General features: G+C 37.3%; 14 protein-coding genes and 2 pseudogenes. 9 read left to right on the top strand and 7 right to left on the bottom strand.

Translation table 11 applies throughout. The features are described 5' to 3' along the window. Positions 1-4: 4 nt before the first annotated feature. The 5 genes and pseudogenes from HS1_RS12930 to HS1_RS11595 form a co-directional block, all read left to right on the top strand. Positions 5-509 (top strand): annotated as a pseudogene (locus HS1_RS12930) (transposase); the annotation flags it as partial. 101 nt (positions 510-610) lie between these two features. After that, positions 611-1,744: a phospholipase D-like domain-containing protein gene (locus tag HS1_RS11610; protein ID WP_066065697.1), complete on the top strand. Its 1,134-nt coding sequence runs from the start codon at positions 611-613 to the stop codon at positions 1,742-1,744. A 190-nt stretch (positions 1,745-1,934) separates the two neighbouring features. Further along, positions 1,935-2,166: pseudogene (locus HS1_RS11605) on the top strand (type II toxin-antitoxin system HicB family antitoxin). Between the two features lie 319 nt (positions 2,167-2,485). Next, the gene (locus tag HS1_RS11600; protein WP_066065694.1) at positions 2,486-3,388 is read left to right on the top strand and encodes an NADH-quinone oxidoreductase subunit B family protein; all 903 of its coding nucleotides are present in this window, start codon (positions 2,486-2,488) and stop codon (positions 3,386-3,388) included. A 12-nt stretch (positions 3,389-3,400) separates the two neighbouring features. After that, the gene (locus HS1_RS11595; RefSeq protein ID WP_066065692.1) at positions 3,401-4,747 is read left to right on the top strand and encodes a Ni/Fe hydrogenase subunit alpha; all 1,347 of its coding nucleotides are present in this window, start codon (positions 3,401-3,403) and stop codon (positions 4,745-4,747) included. A 29-nt stretch (positions 4,748-4,776) separates the two neighbouring features. On the opposite strand, the gene HS1_RS11590 is transcribed toward HS1_RS11595, so the two are convergent. Then, positions 4,777-5,391: an MBL fold metallo-hydrolase gene (locus HS1_RS11590; RefSeq protein WP_066065689.1), complete on the bottom strand. Its 615-nt coding sequence runs from the start codon at positions 5,389-5,391 to the stop codon at positions 4,777-4,779. A gap of 833 nt (positions 5,392-6,224) precedes the next feature. Between HS1_RS11590 and sat the strand changes: the two genes are divergently transcribed. From sat to HS1_RS11570, 4 genes are all read left to right on the top strand, one after another. After that, a complete protein-coding gene (gene sat, locus HS1_RS11585) occupies positions 6,225-7,592 on the top strand; it encodes a sulfate adenylyltransferase (RefSeq protein ID WP_066065687.1) in 1,368 nt (455 codons plus the stop codon). Between the two features lie 23 nt (positions 7,593-7,615). Further along, complete coding sequence (locus HS1_RS11580) at positions 7,616-8,014, top strand: DUF6955 family protein (protein ID WP_066065684.1); 399 nt, start codon at positions 7,616-7,618, stop codon at positions 8,012-8,014. A gap of 120 nt (positions 8,015-8,134) precedes the next feature. After that, positions 8,135-9,142, top strand: a complete 1,008-nt coding sequence (thiL, locus tag HS1_RS11575) for a thiamine-phosphate kinase (protein ID WP_066065681.1) — start codon at positions 8,135-8,137, stop codon at positions 9,140-9,142. After that, entirely contained in the window at positions 9,130-10,170 is a 1,041-nt protein-coding gene (locus tag HS1_RS11570; RefSeq protein WP_066065678.1) for a phosphatase PAP2 family protein, read from the top strand. The genes thiL and HS1_RS11570 overlap by 13 nt, the downstream gene beginning before the upstream one ends. 8 nt (positions 10,171-10,178) lie before the next feature. Here the strand turns inward: HS1_RS11570 and HS1_RS11565 are convergent, their stop codons facing one another. Genes HS1_RS11565 through HS1_RS11540 form a run of 6 tightly spaced genes read right to left on the bottom strand, consistent with a single transcriptional unit; the run spans position 10,179 to position 15,645 of the window. Then, positions 10,179-10,937, bottom strand: a complete 759-nt coding sequence (locus HS1_RS11565) for an MBL fold metallo-hydrolase (RefSeq protein ID WP_066065675.1) — start codon at positions 10,935-10,937, stop codon at positions 10,179-10,181. After that, entirely contained in the window at positions 10,922-11,488 is a 567-nt protein-coding gene (locus HS1_RS11560; protein WP_066065671.1) for a flavodoxin family protein, read from the bottom strand. The genes HS1_RS11565 and HS1_RS11560 overlap by 16 nt, the downstream gene beginning before the upstream one ends. Further along, positions 11,478-11,993 carry a hypothetical protein gene (locus HS1_RS11555; protein ID WP_066065668.1) on the bottom strand — a complete coding sequence of 172 codons (516 nt, stop codon included), beginning with the start codon at positions 11,991-11,993 and terminating at the stop codon, positions 11,478-11,480. The genes HS1_RS11560 and HS1_RS11555 overlap by 11 nt, the downstream gene beginning before the upstream one ends. Then, complete coding sequence (locus HS1_RS11550) at positions 11,935-12,864, bottom strand: PHP domain-containing protein (RefSeq protein WP_066065664.1); 930 nt, start codon at positions 12,862-12,864, stop codon at positions 11,935-11,937. Before HS1_RS11550 ends, HS1_RS11555 begins: the two co-directional genes overlap by 59 nt. Next, complete coding sequence (gene lon, locus HS1_RS11545) at positions 12,842-15,208, bottom strand: endopeptidase La (RefSeq protein WP_066065661.1); 2,367 nt, start codon at positions 15,206-15,208, stop codon at positions 12,842-12,844. The genes HS1_RS11550 and lon overlap by 23 nt, the downstream gene beginning before the upstream one ends. 2 nt (positions 15,209-15,210) lie before the next feature. Beyond that, positions 15,211-15,645 (bottom strand): Hsp20/alpha crystallin family protein, encoded by a 435-nt coding sequence (locus HS1_RS11540; RefSeq protein WP_066065657.1) that lies wholly within the window; start codon positions 15,643-15,645, stop codon positions 15,211-15,213. Between the last annotated feature and the right edge of the window lie 150 nt (positions 15,646-15,795).

The raw sequence follows: 15,795 nt of genomic DNA, 5'->3' as shown, positions 1-15,795 counted from the left end.
AAATATGAAGTATATTCAGGGCGTCCCCAGAAGACAGACGATATTATTTCCAAAAGCCATTGATGATTACATTCCTGCCCGACGGCCGTGTCTGCTGACAGGCAGGCGGGGAGGAAGAAAATCCTGTCCAATTTATAGATGCCTTTGTAGATAATTTAGATTTAGAGGGACTTGGTTTTAAACATGCTAAGTTAAAGTCCACAGGGCGTCCTTCATACAACCCTGCTGATTTATTAAAGCTATATATTTATGGCTACTTAAATCGTATTCGTTCCAGTCGGTGTTTAGAAAAAGAATGTAAAAGAAATATAGAGCTAATGTGGCTACTCAAAAAATTGGCCCCAGATTTTAAAACCATTGCTGATTTTAGAAAAGATAACAAAGAGGCCATAAAGAAGGTAGGCAGGGATTTTATCCTACTTTGTAAGAAGCTTGATCTTTTTAGTGGAGAACTTGTGGCCATAGATGGAAGCAAATTTAAGGCAGTCAATTCTAAAAAGCGTAATTTTAATCAACAATAAGTGAAATTACTGGCTTGCCCAAAAGGCTAATGGAAAGAATATAGACGATAACTTTATATGAACATATCAATAATGTAAAAAGGGATACAATGAATAAAATTCAATTAGTTTATCATGACAAAGAAAGCTCAAGAGGGGGCGAATCCCCTTTTGACAAAGTCATAACAGCAATCGTTAGAAATGAAGATGTATCTATAGTATGTCCTTATATCGGGATGAAATATTTTGAGAGAATCATTAAATTAGCTAATTATTGGCGTCTTATTACAGATGTTGAGGAATGGATATGTTCTCATAACAAAAAAGAAAGACAAAAGATTAAAAATTTTATCTCGGAAAAATCGTCGAGTATCCATCATTACAGGGATATCCATGCAAAGGTCGTTATAGGAAATAGTAAGGCCTTCATAGGCTCATCTAATCTTACAGAGAAAGGAATAACGGAACGAGTGGAAATGGGTGTTTTTATTGAAGAAAAGGAACTAGTGGTGGAGCTTCAAAATTGGTTTCGTGATCTATGGGACAAATCAGAATCAATAAATACTCAAGCTTTAGATGAGTATATATTATCGATTAGCTCATTACCCTCTTATAATGAGATATACAATACCATAGGTGGTTTACCCTCAAAGTCAACATCGATTAAGGCAAAGTTGGTAGATGATGTTGGAACCAGTGTTCAAAACATAATAAAAAACTATAAAGAATCTCACCAACGTTTGGTTACGTGTATTAAAAAATTAGCACCAAATAGAAAATGGATAAATGACTATTTTGATTTAGCTAAAGACCTTATCGAGTTTACCAGTCTTAAAAGCAACGATCCAAGACTTGTGATGTCCATTACCAAAAGGGGCAGAATACCGATTACCATCAATCAAAGATATGTATTGAATCCTGAATATAATGGCAAAATTGGTTTAATTATGCCTCTTGACTATGAGATGGAGGATTACACAAAAGATGGAGTTGTGCAGATAGATGATGGGTATTTTTTTAGAAATAAAATCCGTGAAGCTCTTTGGGTAGTGTTTGAAAGAAAAAATAGAATCGAGTTTTCCGACAGTTTAAAAAGTTATTGGAAACAAGCGGTAATGACCGAATTAGAGCGAAGTAAAATATCGGGATTTAAGAGATTTCATGAGCCAATTGTTTATGAAGCAATAATGAATATCTCCTATAGGAAAAGATTACTAGATGAAATTTTTTATGACAATGTTTAATCATTTTCTGATTAAATAGTTAATCGGGCAAGCCAGTAACTCTGCGGTGCTTCGCACCTTGCCCCTATCGGAGTCACTTAACAAGCGGGTATCTGGCTTCGGCTTATGCCTTCGCCCAAATCCTCGCCCTATGGGCTCGGACTTCAGATACACGCAAGCCGTTATACACTATGCTGTATGAGGTGATAATATGAAAACATTAAGCTATAGAATCCTGCTTAGAAAAGAACCTGAGGGCGGTTATACGGTGATAGTTCCCTCTCTTCCTAGCTGTGTAACCTATGGGGACACAATAGAAGAAGCGATAGAAATGGCAAAGGAAGCTATTGAGTTATATAGAGAGCTTAAAGGAGCATGGTGAAGAGATACCAACGGAGGAAGAAACTTTGGAATATACTTTAACGGTAGGCGCTTATGCCTAAACTCCTTTCTCTTACTCCCCAGAAAATTATCAAGATGCTTGAAAAGAAGGGAAAGCTTCGTGCCTTACTGCACTCACCCAAATTTTATATGGTTGCAACCCTTAAAAAATGATTTTTTATAATGTGCGTAAGGTCAGTTACTACATTTGACCGTTTTTTTTAAAGTTATTACTATTTTGAGGAGCTTATCTTTCTTTTCGGAAAGCTTTTAAAAATTCTGGGAAAGTCCTGCAATCAAATTACTTTACAAGTCATTAAGAATAGTCTATAAAAATCTCCATTTTAAAGAGGTTGAATTTGTGAGGAAAGGAGGTTAAAGATGGCGCTCAAGGTAGTAGAAGAATGGTTTAATGCCTGTGCAGGGTGTGAGGTTAGTATCCTAAATATAGGAGAAAACCTGGTTGATTTATTATCAGAATTGGAATTTGTTCACATGCCTTTTTTGATAGACCACAAATATTATGGTCAAACTGGTGAAGGCACTCAGGTAGAAATACCTGAGGCAGATGTGGCCATTGTTTCTGGAGGAGTGAGGACCGAGGAACAAAAAGAAATTCTTCAAAAAATAAGGGAAAAATGTAAAACATTAGTAGCCTTAGGCACTTGTGCCATAAATGGTGGTATTCCTGCCATGGCCAATATGTGGAAAAGGGAAGAGATATTAAATGCTATTTATTCTTCCTTGCCTTCAGAGGTGCCAGCCTGGTTAGACCGCGTATATGCCATAGATGAAATAGCTAAAGTAGATATTTATATCCCAGGTTGCCCACCTCATCCTCAAAATATTAATGAGGCTATTAATGCTTTGTTAAAAGGAGAAACTTGGTCTTTACCAGAGAGGAGTGTGTGTGATACCTGCCCCACGCGTCGGGAAAAGAAGGCCAGTAGTGGGACCACCAAGCGATTCTTTGAAAACTTAACTTTTTCTCCTGAAGAATCCTTGGATACCATGCGCTGTGTTATGGAACAGGGTTTTATTTGTCTGGGTCCAGTAACCAGGGCAGGTTGCCGAGGGGATAGTGACGCTCCCAGATGTATCAGGGCTAGAGTAGGATGTCGTGGCTGTTTTGGTCCCATAAGAAAAGGGGCAAAACCCATGGTAGACATGATGTCTGCCTGGTCTTCTATTGGTCTTAGTCCTCAGGGTGTGCCAGATAGAAGGGCCTTACTTAATCGGTTTATCGGGGCACATAATAATTTAAGACCATTACCTAAAAGATAAAGGAGGTAGAAAATGGGAAAAACTCTAACCATTGATCCCATAACTAGGATTACAGGCCATGCTAAGATAATGATAGATTTAGATGATAATGGTAACGTGGCAGAAACAAAAATAGTCATTCCTTCCATGCGTGGTTTTGAGGAGTTTTGTATTGGACGTCCGGCTGAAGAAATACCCAGGATTGTTAATCGCATTTGTGGTATCTCTTCTTGGGATAATCATCTAGCTTCAAATAAAGCCATTGACAAAATCTTTGGGGCTACACTACCTGCTGCCGGAGACAAACTGCGACGCCTTATGCAACACTTAGCCTGGATAGCTAATAAAACCCTGCATTTTTACTTTCTAGTAGCCCCTGACTACATAAGACCTGAGGCTGAATCAAGAAATGTGTTCAGTATATTTAAATCTAATCCTGAATTAGGAACAAAGGTAATCAAGATGAGGCAATTGGCAGCTATGTTAGTAGAACACTTTAGCGGTAAAGTTATTCATCCTATGGCAGCAGTGCCTGGTGGTTTTAGCAAACCCATGACGGAAAGTGAAAGAGAGGAAATGTTGAAAGGCACAGAAGAATTATTAGAATTTGCTAAATTTAGTATGGAATTAGCCAAAACAGAAATGTTATCTAAATATATGGATGTTATAGAACAGATAGGAGTGATCAATACTGGTTTCCTAGGCACCATTACAGATGATGGGACTTGGGAGATCTATGATGGAAAGTTGCGTTTAATGAAGGCCGATGGGAGTTGTGAAGATTTCAGTTATGAGCAATACACAGATTATATTGCCCAACATATAGAACCTTGGACATATAGCAAATTTTGTTATGTAAAAAACTGGGGTGAATTTGGTTTAGAATTAGATAATTCCACCATTTATCGCACTGGTGCCCTTGCCCGCATTAATGTATGTGAAAAAATGGCTACTCCTTTAGCTCAAGCAGAGCTTGAAGAATTTAGAGATAAATTTGGTCGTCCTTGTCAATACACCATGCTTTATCCATATGCCAGTTTAATAGAAATGCTTGCCAATGCTGAACAGGCACTAGCCTTGTTAAAAGATTCAGAGATTACTGATAAAGATGTGCGTGTGCCAGTAGAAGCAAAAGCAGGACATGGAGTGGGCTGTGTGGAATCTGTTCCTGGCACATTAATTCATGATTGTGAAACAGACAAAGATGGATTTATCACTAAGACAAATATTATTTTAGGTCTGACTCACAATGCAGCGGCTATGAATCTTTCCCTCAAACAAGCTGCCCAAACACTCATTAAAGAAGGAAATTATGACCAAGATTCAATCAACCACTTAGAGATGGTTGTTAGGGCGTATAACCCCTCATTTCAAGATTAAAATGTCCCCTCTCCTTTAAGGGAGAGGGGTTAAATCTCTATTATTTTTCCAGCATAATTTTCTATGAAACGTTTCCCAAAGACTTCTTCAAATACCTTTATGGCTGATTCTCCTGTGCAATGACAAGGGGCAATCAGTTCTGTTTTTTCTAGTAAAACCTTAGCCATTTCTGAGACTTCCCTTTCACTTTTACCTAAAAGATGGAAGCCACCAATAATAAGCTTAAGCTTTCCATACTTTTCATAAACCGCATTAGCCATTCGCACAATCCCTGGATGAGAACAACCCACCAGCATTACTTTGTTGGGTTTCACAATCACTGTTTGTTCTTTTATGGGAAGATCAAAAACCATAGCATCAATTTGTGATATCTCCCCTTTATATTGATTAGGAAACACCACCTTTGTTTTTGGAGAAAGCCATCCTATACCTCCAGTATGGTCATAATGGTCATGAGAAATAAAACAATGAGAAATTTTGTCTTTATCTATTTCTAAAAGGCGGGCATTATAGGCCAATGTTTCTACATCTGCACCAGTATCAAATAAAATAGTTTGTTCCTCTAATTTTAACAAACAAGAAAAACCCCATCCTGCTTTGAACTTTTCTCGGGCCTGATTATCATAAAGAGTAATTAATTTCATTTTTACCTCCTAAAAGTTTTTTTAATTATAGAAAAAATATTAAAAAAAACAAATTACCTTAAGCCCCAAAGTCAGGCCATAAGTAATTTAACAAAAAGGACAAACGTTTAAATATGGTCTAAAAAATCCAAATTTCAAAATCCAAATGCCAAATGAAATCCAAATGTCTTAATGCCAAAACATTAAATCAGTGAGTAGTGAAATAGTGAGGGAATGAAATAGTCAAATGTAGTGGAATTGGGGTCAAACCTACAAAATACAGTTAAGAAAGTAGAAAACGGAAAACAGAAATTCCCAGTTCCCAATTCTAACATGTAAACGTGTCAATGTGTAAACGTGTTAACGTGCATAAAGAAGGAAAGGGAAACGGGAAACAGAAAATAGAAAACAGAAAATAGAAATTCCCAATTCCCAGTTCCTAATTCCCAATTCCAACGTGCAAACGTGTAAACGTGCTAACGCTCCAATTTAACAGAAGGCGATTTTGCATTTTTCAATTTGCATTCTGCATTCTGCATTGAGCCATCCTGCCTGTCGGCAGACAGGTGCGCTTAACATTTGGATTTCCGTTAAAATTACTTTGACGAAGTCCTAGCTCCAAAGTTGACCTATCTTTATTCCCTAGCTATTTTTATCTTATTTTTTGGTTTTGATTCTTCGTAGCTGTTGGAAGAAAAATAAACTTGACAACTCAGTTAACTTATAGTATAAAAGCAACCGTTGTAAGTGAGACTTAGGCATGTAATAAGGTAAAAAATAAACAGAAAGGAGGGATGTGGGGCGTAAAGGGTGATATTCCAATAAAAAGTGAAAAATAAAAAAGGAGGTGCACAATGGGATTATTAATTGAAACGCCTTTGCCTCATGGAGGCAGACTTGTAGAAAGAGTGGTAACAGACCCTGAAGTGGGGAAAAAGATGGCCAAAATGGCTAAGGCAGTTTATGACATTAAGCCTACCTTACATTATGAGACAGGTGTGCCAGTAAGAAATGTTTATAGGGAAATAATGTCTATTTGTTATGGTTTCTTTTCTCCAGTTGAAGGTTCAATGAAACAGGCAGAGCTGGAAAGGGTGTTGAAAGAAAGAAGATTGTTAAGTGAATGGATTTTCCCTTATCCCATGCTCTTTGATATTAGTGAGGAAGATTATAAGGAATTGGGGGTGGAAGTAGGTGATAGGGTGCTTTTAAGACTTAAAGGCAAACCCTTTGCTGTCATTGATGTAGAGGAAATATATAGAATTAACCCAGAAGAAGTGGCTACCAGGACATTTGGGACACCTGAAGACAATCCAGAAGTAGTAAGGGAGCCATTTGATAAGAAACATCCAGGTTGGGTAATTTATCGCAGTATGAATCCTGTAATATTGGCAGGTAAATATACCATTATAAATGAACCTAAACTGATGCCACCATTTGATAGATTCTGGTATCCTCCAAGAAAGTCTAGGGAAGAATATGCTAAGAGAGGATGGAGGACAGTAATAAACCATCAAACCAGAAATGTGCCTCACGTAGGACATGAGATGTTGATGAAGAGCGCTGGTTTTACAGGAGATATAGAACCTTGTCATGGAATACAGGTAAATGCCATTATTGGAGTGAAAAGAAGAGGTGATTATCCTGACGAAGCCATCGTGGAAGGTCATGAGATGGTGCATCTTGGAGGTTATATCAAGCCAGAAAGGCACTTAGTCACCATTTGTTTGTGGGATATGAGATACGGAAATCCCATTGAGTCCATGTTGCATGGAATCATTAGGCAGAATATGGGTTGCACACATCATATGTTTGGTAGAGACCATGCCGCTGTCGGTGAATATTATGATATGTATGCTACCCAAATACTCTGGGGCAAGGGTATTCCCAGCTTTGGTATTCCTAAACCACTTAATGAAGTGCCTTATGGCTTGCAGATCAGGGCACAGAATATGGCTGAGTTTTGGTATTGTCCTCATTGTAATGAAATTGCCTACAGTGGGTGTTGCAACCATGCTAAAGAAAAGCAGAAATTCAGCGGCAGTTTTGTTAGGGGTATGGTAGCTGAAGGTGTCTTTCCACCTAAGGTAATCTTTAGGCCTGAAGTTTATAAGGTGATTGTTAAGTGGTGGAAAAAATTTGGTTATCCATTTTGTAATGAGAAGTATGTGAAAGAGAAAGAAGAAAGGCTAGAAGTAGAATTACCTGACATGGAGGTTTAAAAAATTTAATTAGGAGGAAAAAAATGGCTCATTTTATAGTTATTCTTTTGGATGATAAAAGGCTAAATGCAATAAAGGGGACGGAGGTTGAAGAAAAAATTGTGAATTTATTTGGAGGTACTTTAAAGGCTATTAATGTAGAAATTCCTGAAGAAGTTGAGAAAAAAATAATGGAAGCATTTACTGCGGCCAGAATTGATTCTAGAGGAGCAATTACAGACGTACCTGTAGCCTTCAATAGAGTGCTTTTTGAAGAAATTGCAAAACACAAGTCTATGGGTAAGGAGGCTTTAGATGCAGTTATATCCCGAACTGATGAAATAAAAGAGGCAGCAGCAAAGGAATCTGAGGCTCTACCTGTTCCTGATATAGATATTTCTGATATAGAAGAGCTTCAAAAAAGTCCATACCAAAAACCTTAATGTTTAAGATTTGAACGTGAGGAGAAATTCTTGAAAAGAGAACAATTTCCTGGGAAAGACGCTGAATAGAAACTAAATTTTAAAAGCAGCCGTCTGTGTTCCACAGACGGCTTTTTTATTATGGAAGAAAAAGATATTATTCAACTTTTCAAAACAGTAGCACAAAACTTGCCTTTTTATCCATTTATAAAAAAGGGCATAGAGGATGATGCAGCGGTATTAAAATTTGGAGATGTTTATTTACTTTGGACTACTGATTTATTTATAGAAAACACACATTTTCGTTGGGAATGGATGTCACCTTTTGCTCTTGCTTATAAGGCCCTAGCAGTAAATATAAGTGATATTGCTGCTATGGGAGGCAAGCCATTGTGTTTTACTATTTCTATTGGTTTTCCTAAAGAATTTTCTAAAAACAAACTACAGGAATTCTTACAAAGTTTAAAAAAAACTGCCCAAGAATATAAGCTAGCTTTAATTGGAGGAGATACCGTAGAATCAGAAAAGACTGTTATAAACATTTCTCTCTTAGGAACAGCTCCCAAAGGACAAATAATCTTTCGGTCCAAAGCTAAGGTAGGAGACATAATCTGTGTAAGTAATTATCTAGGCAATGCAGCTGCAGGGCTTGCTTTATTAGAAAGAGGTTATAATGTTGAAGACACTATTTTTTCCTCTCTTATTAATGCCCAACTTTTTCCCAAACCTGAGGTTTCTTTGGGTCAATATCTAGCCCAGACAGGTCTTGTCCATGCCATGATAGATGTATCTGACGGCATTGCTTCTGACTTAACCTGGATTTGTCTGGAAAGTGGAGTGGGGGCAGAAATTTATCAAGAAAAATTACCTATATCGCCTGCTTGTAAGGAAGCAGCTAAAAGGTTCAAGATAAACCTCCTTCAGTGGGTGTTAAGTGGAGGAGAAGATTATTGCCTTTTGTTTACTGTTCCTGCATCAGAAGTAGAAGGATTAAAAAAAGATATTCAAAAAAAATTAAAAAAAGATATTTTTATTATTGGTGAAATAACTAAAGGGAACAAAGTTTATTTAATTTCTAATGGACAAAAAGAAGACATCAGCCAGAAAGGATTTAGCCATTTTAAGGATAAGAGGGTATGGAAAAACTAAAAATATCTACCGAGACAAAGACATTAATTTCCTCCAAACCTATCCAACTAGAAAACTGGTTTAAAGAGCCTATTTTATCTATTTTTTACATATATCTTCTGTCTAACCTTCTCTTTGCCTTTTTTGAAATCAGTCGGGGAACCCTTTTAGGCCAATATTATCTACATATGGAACTTCATTGCTATCTGTTCCAGCTCATTATAAGAAGCTCTTGGCTTAAAAGATCGCTGATTATTGTTTCCCTGCTGGCAATTATAGAATATTTTCTCAAAAAAAGATACAAAGAAGAAACAATTTTCCCCCTCCCCAGACAATGGAAGAAAAATCTTATTATTAACTGGTTCAAATGGGCTGTCCCTTTTTTATTCATTATCCAGACCTATTTTACTCTCAAGCTATTTGGGAGTGTTCATAATCATCATCTTCCTTTATGGAAGTGGGAAACTCCTTTTTGGTCTTTAATGCAACCTGTTTTTTCTAGCTTACCAGCTTGGGTATATCGTTTTTTAGATTTTATATATGTTCCTGGTTGGGGAGCAGCTCACTGGCTTTTCCTTTTTGGATTAATTTCTGGGAATGAAACATTCAGAAAAAGATTATTTGGCGTTTACGGACTTTCTCTGATGGTAGGAGGCGTGTTACATTATCTTTTCCCAGCAGTTTCACCTATTTATGTAGCTAAGGATTATTTTAATTACTTGCCTGATGCACTCATTAGCTGGAAATACCATCTTCATTGTCTTAACCAACAAACCTTATTTCTCACTAAAGGAGCAGAAGTCTTCACTTTCTTGAAAGGAAAGGCCATTACTCCTATTGCTGCCTTCCCTAGTTTCCATGTAGGTTATGCCCTTCAATTATTTTTACTCTCGCGTGATTTCGGCAAAAGATGGCTCATAGCGATTTCCTTTTTCTTTCTCTGTTTTATTATTATAGGCAGTTTGATTTTAGGCTATCACTACTTGATTGATGATGTTGCCGGGATGATTATTGTTTACTTAATGTATATGTTAGTAAAAAAAGCATGATGGTATTCTTATAATTCTATATGCATTAAGTCTTGAGCTAGATAGAGAGGGCCAGTAAAAGATTGCCTGCATTCAGCTCCGATATCTATAGCATCACATTCAGGATAAAAATGAGTTAAAAGGAGACACTTTGCATTTGCTTTTCTAGCCAACTCTCCCGCTAAGGTAGGTGTAAGGTGACCTTCCACTTTTTGAGAAGCAGGAAAGGAAGCCTCACAGATTAATAAATCTGCATCTTTAACAGCATCTACAAGAGATAGGTCAAAGTCAGTATCACCTGTATAGGCAATCTTTTTCCCCTCTGTGTGCAAGCAATATCCTTGACTATGTGGAGTATGAAAAGTAGAAAAGGGCTGAATGTAAATATCTTCATAGGCCCATAGAGAACCTGGAGGAATTTCAGCTAGAGTAATTTTATCCTTTGATACTTCAATCCATGAGCCAAATGCCTGTTTTAATTTATTATAGAATTCCAGAAACCCTGGCGGTCCCCAGATAAAAACAGGTGTTTTTCGTTGAAAACCTGGGGTATATTTAGAGGCAAAAAGAAAGTGGATTAAATCAGTTATATGGTCAGGATGGAAATGGGTATAAAGAATTAAATCCAACTGAGAAAAGGTAATATTGACCTTTAACAATTGTCTAAGGGTGCCAGGTCCACTGTCTAAAAGGACAAAAGTATTTTTAGTCTTTAACAAGATGGCAGGGGATGCCCTATTTAAAGAAGGTACTCCGGTACCTGAACCAATCACTATGACTTCTGGCATAATTTCTTACCTGCTTGATAAACCTCTCTTAAGGCAGTAGGATGTTTTTTGATAGTGCCTAGGTTGTCAATACCAGCATAAGTCCAACTAGCCTTAAGTCTCACTCCTAAAGTCAAGAAAAAAGACTTAATGGTAAGAAAAATTCCCTCAAAGATACTTTTCTCTTGTCTGCCACCTATGGTAATCAAATAGCCTGGTTTGAATAAAACAGGTCTTTTCCCTTTATTTTTATACCAAAGGAGTTGGCAACGGTCAATTAGGGCCTTTAATTGGGCAGGAACATTATAAAAATATACAGGGGTGGCTACTATCATTGCATCTGTTTGTGAAAGTAAGGGATAGATTGCTTGCATATCGTCTTTTATAGGACATTCTCCTTTTTTATCACACTCTCCACAAGCTATACAAGGAAGTATATTAAGCTCACGCACATAAAGGCGAGTTATCTCCCAATTTGGTGATTTTACTCCAGCTACAAAGCTGTCTAAAAGCAAATCTGAGTTACCGCCCACTCTTGGACTACCATATATGGCCAACAATTTATATACCATCAACAAGCACCGGTTGAAGGGGTTGTTGCCAATAATCAGGATGGGTGATACAATCTTTGGTATCTAACAAAAGCAGGTAATAACCTCTAGTTTCATAAGCAAGGCTCAAATAAAACCGCTTAATAAGAGGTTGTGAGCTCTTTCTTACTTGTTCATCCAAGAAATTAAAAAAATCTTCTTCCTTTTCCATGGCTGAATTGAGCCATCTTAATTCTTCTGTAGTACAAAGAGGCATTTCTGAGAATTCAGACATTTGGGTTAAAGGGTTGGAAATTCCTTGTCCCACATCCCAAAGCCATCTATCTACCAGCCAGCTTTTTCCCTTTTTTGCATGGGAGAGGATTTCTTTTATTCTTTCAAGGTGTTTTTGGTGTTCTTTACTCAGAGTAGCAAATACCTTTTGACAAACAGGATGTAAAATTTTTTTCTTGGCCTCTAGGTAAAAGTCATAGAGATTTTGTTCTTGTTTTTTGATTTCTGATAAAACGGTCTCTGTATTTTGCATAGTAAACCTCCTTAAGTTTTTCTAGCAAACTATATGGTATCCTAAGATTTCCATAACCAAAACCCAATTTTATTTCCTTTTTTTGTTCACCATGAAAGTCAGAGCCTCCAGTAATACACAGATTAAATCGTTGGGCAAGATAAAGATAAAAGTTAATTTGCTCTTGGGTGTGTTCGGTATAATAGATTTCTATTCCTTCCAACCCCCATGTTTTTAATTTTTTAACAAAGACCTCTAATTCTCTATTTTCTAAATGTAAAGTAAAAGGATGGGCAAGCACGGGCAAGCCGCCTACCTCAAGAATGATTTCTATGCATTCCTTTGGCGAGATATATTCCTTTTCTACATAAGCAGGGCCACCTTTTTTCAAAAATCTTTGAAAGGCCTCATCAAATGTGTTTACAATTCCTTTATCTAAAAGCACTTTGGCAATATGAGGACGACCAATCTGACCACCTCCAGAAATAGCAATTACTTCTTCATAGGTAATAGGAATATTTAAAGCCTGTAGTTTTTTAATAATCTTGGGATTGCGTTCAGCTCTAACTTGTTGAAATTTTTTTAATTTTGTAATTAGGGTCGGGTTTTTATAATCTAAAAAATAACCTAAAATATGGAGTGTCCCCTTTTCAAAATGTGCACTGAGCTCAACCCCTGGGACTGTCTCTAACTTATTTTCTGTTCCTGCTTGCATAAATTCATCTAGGCCTTTTACGGTATCATGGTCAGTAAGGGCAACAGCCCTTAATCCTATTTTTTTCGCCAGAAGCACTATTTCTCTGGGTTTAAAGGAACCATCAGAGGCAGTAGAATGAGTGTGAAGGTCTATTAGACCTTGTTTTTTATTTTTAACTTTTATCTGATGGAACATCTTCTTTTAAGGCAAAGTTTATTACTTCTTCTATTTTCTCTATAAATAAAAACTTTATATCCTCTTTTACCTCTTTAGGGACTTCTGTTAAATCATTTTCATTTTTTTTCGGTAACGCTACATATTTTATTCCTGCTAGATGGGCAGCTAAGACTTTTTCTTTAATGCCACCCACAGGAAGTACTAATCCTCTTAAAGTAATCTCACCAGTCATTGCTAGGTCGCTTCTCACTGGCTTGTTTTTGAATAGAGAGACTAAGGCAGTGCAAATAGCCACACCAGCTGAAGGCCCATCTTTGGGAATGGCTCCAGCAGGAATATGAATGTGAATGTCATTATGCTCATAAAAGTCTTCAGAAATGCCAAACTGCTGAGCCTTAGAACGGATATAACTTAAGGCAGTTTCAGCAGATTCTTTCATTATTTCCCCTAAATGACCTGTTAAAACCAGTGATTTTTTCCCTGCCATCTTTGTGGCTTCTACGAAGATGATTTCACCTCCAGTGGGTGTCCAAGCCAGTCCCGTAGCTACACCAGGCTCTGTTACCCTTTCAGCCACCTCACGATAAAAACGTGGTGGTCCCAGAAAATCAGCTAGATTTTCAGCAGTAATAACAGTCAATTCTTCTTTACCTTCTGCTATCTTCACTGCCACCTGTCGGCAAATACTAGCAATCTCTCTTTCCAAATTCCGCAATCCTGCTTCCCTAGTATAGTCAAGAATAATTTTTTTAATAGCTTCCTTTTCAAATTTAATATAGTTTTCATTTAACCCATGGGCATCTAACTGCCGTGGAATGAGGTATTTCTCTGCGATTTTGACTTTTTCCTGCACAGTATAGCCAGGTAATTCTAAAATCTCCATACGATCACGCAAAGGCGGAGGAATGGTATCTAAAATATTGGCAGTGGTAATAAACATTACCTTAGAAAGGTCAAACTCAACTCCTAAGTAATGGTCAACAAAGGCATAGTTTTGTTCGGGGTCAAGGACTTCTAAAAGGGCAGCCGCTGGGTCACCCCGAAAGTCTGCCCCAATCTTATCTATCTCGTCAAGCATAAACACAGGATTATTTGAACCTGCCTTTTTCATTCCTTGAATAATCTTTCCTGGCAATGCCCCCACATATGTCCGACGATGTCCTCGAATTTCTGCCTCATCTCTTATCCCTCCTAGGGAAATACGCACAAACTTCCTACCTAAGGCCGTAGCAATGGACCTACCCAATGAAGTCTTGCCTGTCCCAGGAGGACCAACAAAACAAAGAATAGAACCTTTGGCATCTGGTTTGAGTTTCCTCACGGCCAGATACTCAAGGATACGTTTTTTTACCTTATCTAAATCATAATGGTCTTTATCCAAAATACCCCTTGCTGAGTTGATATCCAGATTATCCTGAGTGCTTTCATTCCAAGGCAACTCTAATACCCAGTCCAAGTATGTTCTGGCCACTACATATTCAGGTGAGGCAGGATTCATACGTGCAAGCCGATTTAGCTCCTTTTCTGCTTCCTTAGCGGCGGCTTCTGGCAATCCCTTTTCTTTAATCCTGGCCTTTAGCTCTTCTATTTCTATCTCATGCTCGTCTTTTTCCCCAAGTTCTTTCTGAATAGCCTTTAATTGCTGGCGCAAAAAATATTCTCGCTGTGCCTTATCCAAATCTGATTTTACTTGGGTTTGAATCTTATTTGCCAACTCTAAAACTTCTATTTCTCTATTAAGAAACTTAACTACCTCCCTTAACCGCTCTTTTATATCAAAGGTTTCAAGTATTTTTTGTTTATCTTCTTTAGAAATATTTAAGGTAGAAGTTACCATATCTGCCAAGACACCAGCCTCATCCACATTCATAGCCATGACGCCCAATTCTGAAGGTAAATAAGGTGAAAGCTCTACTACTTTTCGAAAAAGCCCTCTTATATTAGTAACCAGGGCATCAATCTCCACATCTTTTTCTATCTCATCATAGTGAGGAACAACCGTGGCCTTAAGATAAGGTTCTGTTTGAAGATAATTCATGATGCCAATTCGGGCTAAACCCTGCACCAGTAATCGCACACCCACATCTGGAACTTTGGCCATTTTTAATATCTGGGCTGCACAGCCCACTTGATATAAATTCTCAGGTGGCGTTTTGGCTTCTTCTCCTTTTTTGGTAACAACCAGGCCAATAATCTTATCACCACTTAAGGCATCATCTATTAATTGGATTAGCTTGGGTTCTGCTACTACAAGTGGTAACACCATTTTGGGAAATAACACCAAGTCTTGAGAAGGAAGAATGGGTAATTCTTGAGGTATTTTTACCTCTCCTGTTGGGAAAAGGGCCTTTTCTTCTGGCATGGTTACTCCTTAGTCTCAATTATTTTTGAGATAGTTACTTTCTTTTTAGGAAGCTTAATCTCCAGAAAGCCGTTTTTATAAGTTGCTGATATGGCATCTGTTCTAACAGAGACAGGTAAACGATATTTTCTTTCAAAAGGACCATAATGAATTTCTACCTGATGGTACTTTCTATTTGTAGCCTGAAAACGTTCTTTACGAAAACCAAAGATGCTCAGAATATCTCCTTCCAAAGTAATGTTGAATTCCTTTTTATTTAACCCTGCTGCATCTATTATTACTATCAATTCATGCTCAGTTTCAACCACATCCATATTAGGTATCCATCTTTGTTCAAAAAAAGTAGGTATAGACATCATTTGTTGAGAAAATGTATCCATCAAGTACTTGATCTGCTTATGGATTTTCTCTATTTCCTTCTCTATTTCAATAGGCATATGAAACCTCCTTTAAATCATACTTACCATTTTTAACATTTTTTTAATATTTTCTGCAATATGTAAACTCAAAATTCACATATGCCCTTTTTTCAAAGTTTTGGTTAGATTATAATTGTGGATGGCGAAAGTTAGGTTTTAGGATTGATT

Origin of the sequence: Candidatus Desulfofervidus auxilii, assembly GCF_001577525.1 — a bacterium.
Taxonomy (GTDB): Bacteria; Desulfobacterota; Desulfofervidia; order Desulfofervidales; family Desulfofervidaceae; genus Desulfofervidus; species Desulfofervidus auxilii.
The sequence above is the reverse complement of the archived record's forward strand: the minus strand, read 5'-3'. Positions and strand labels throughout refer to the sequence as shown.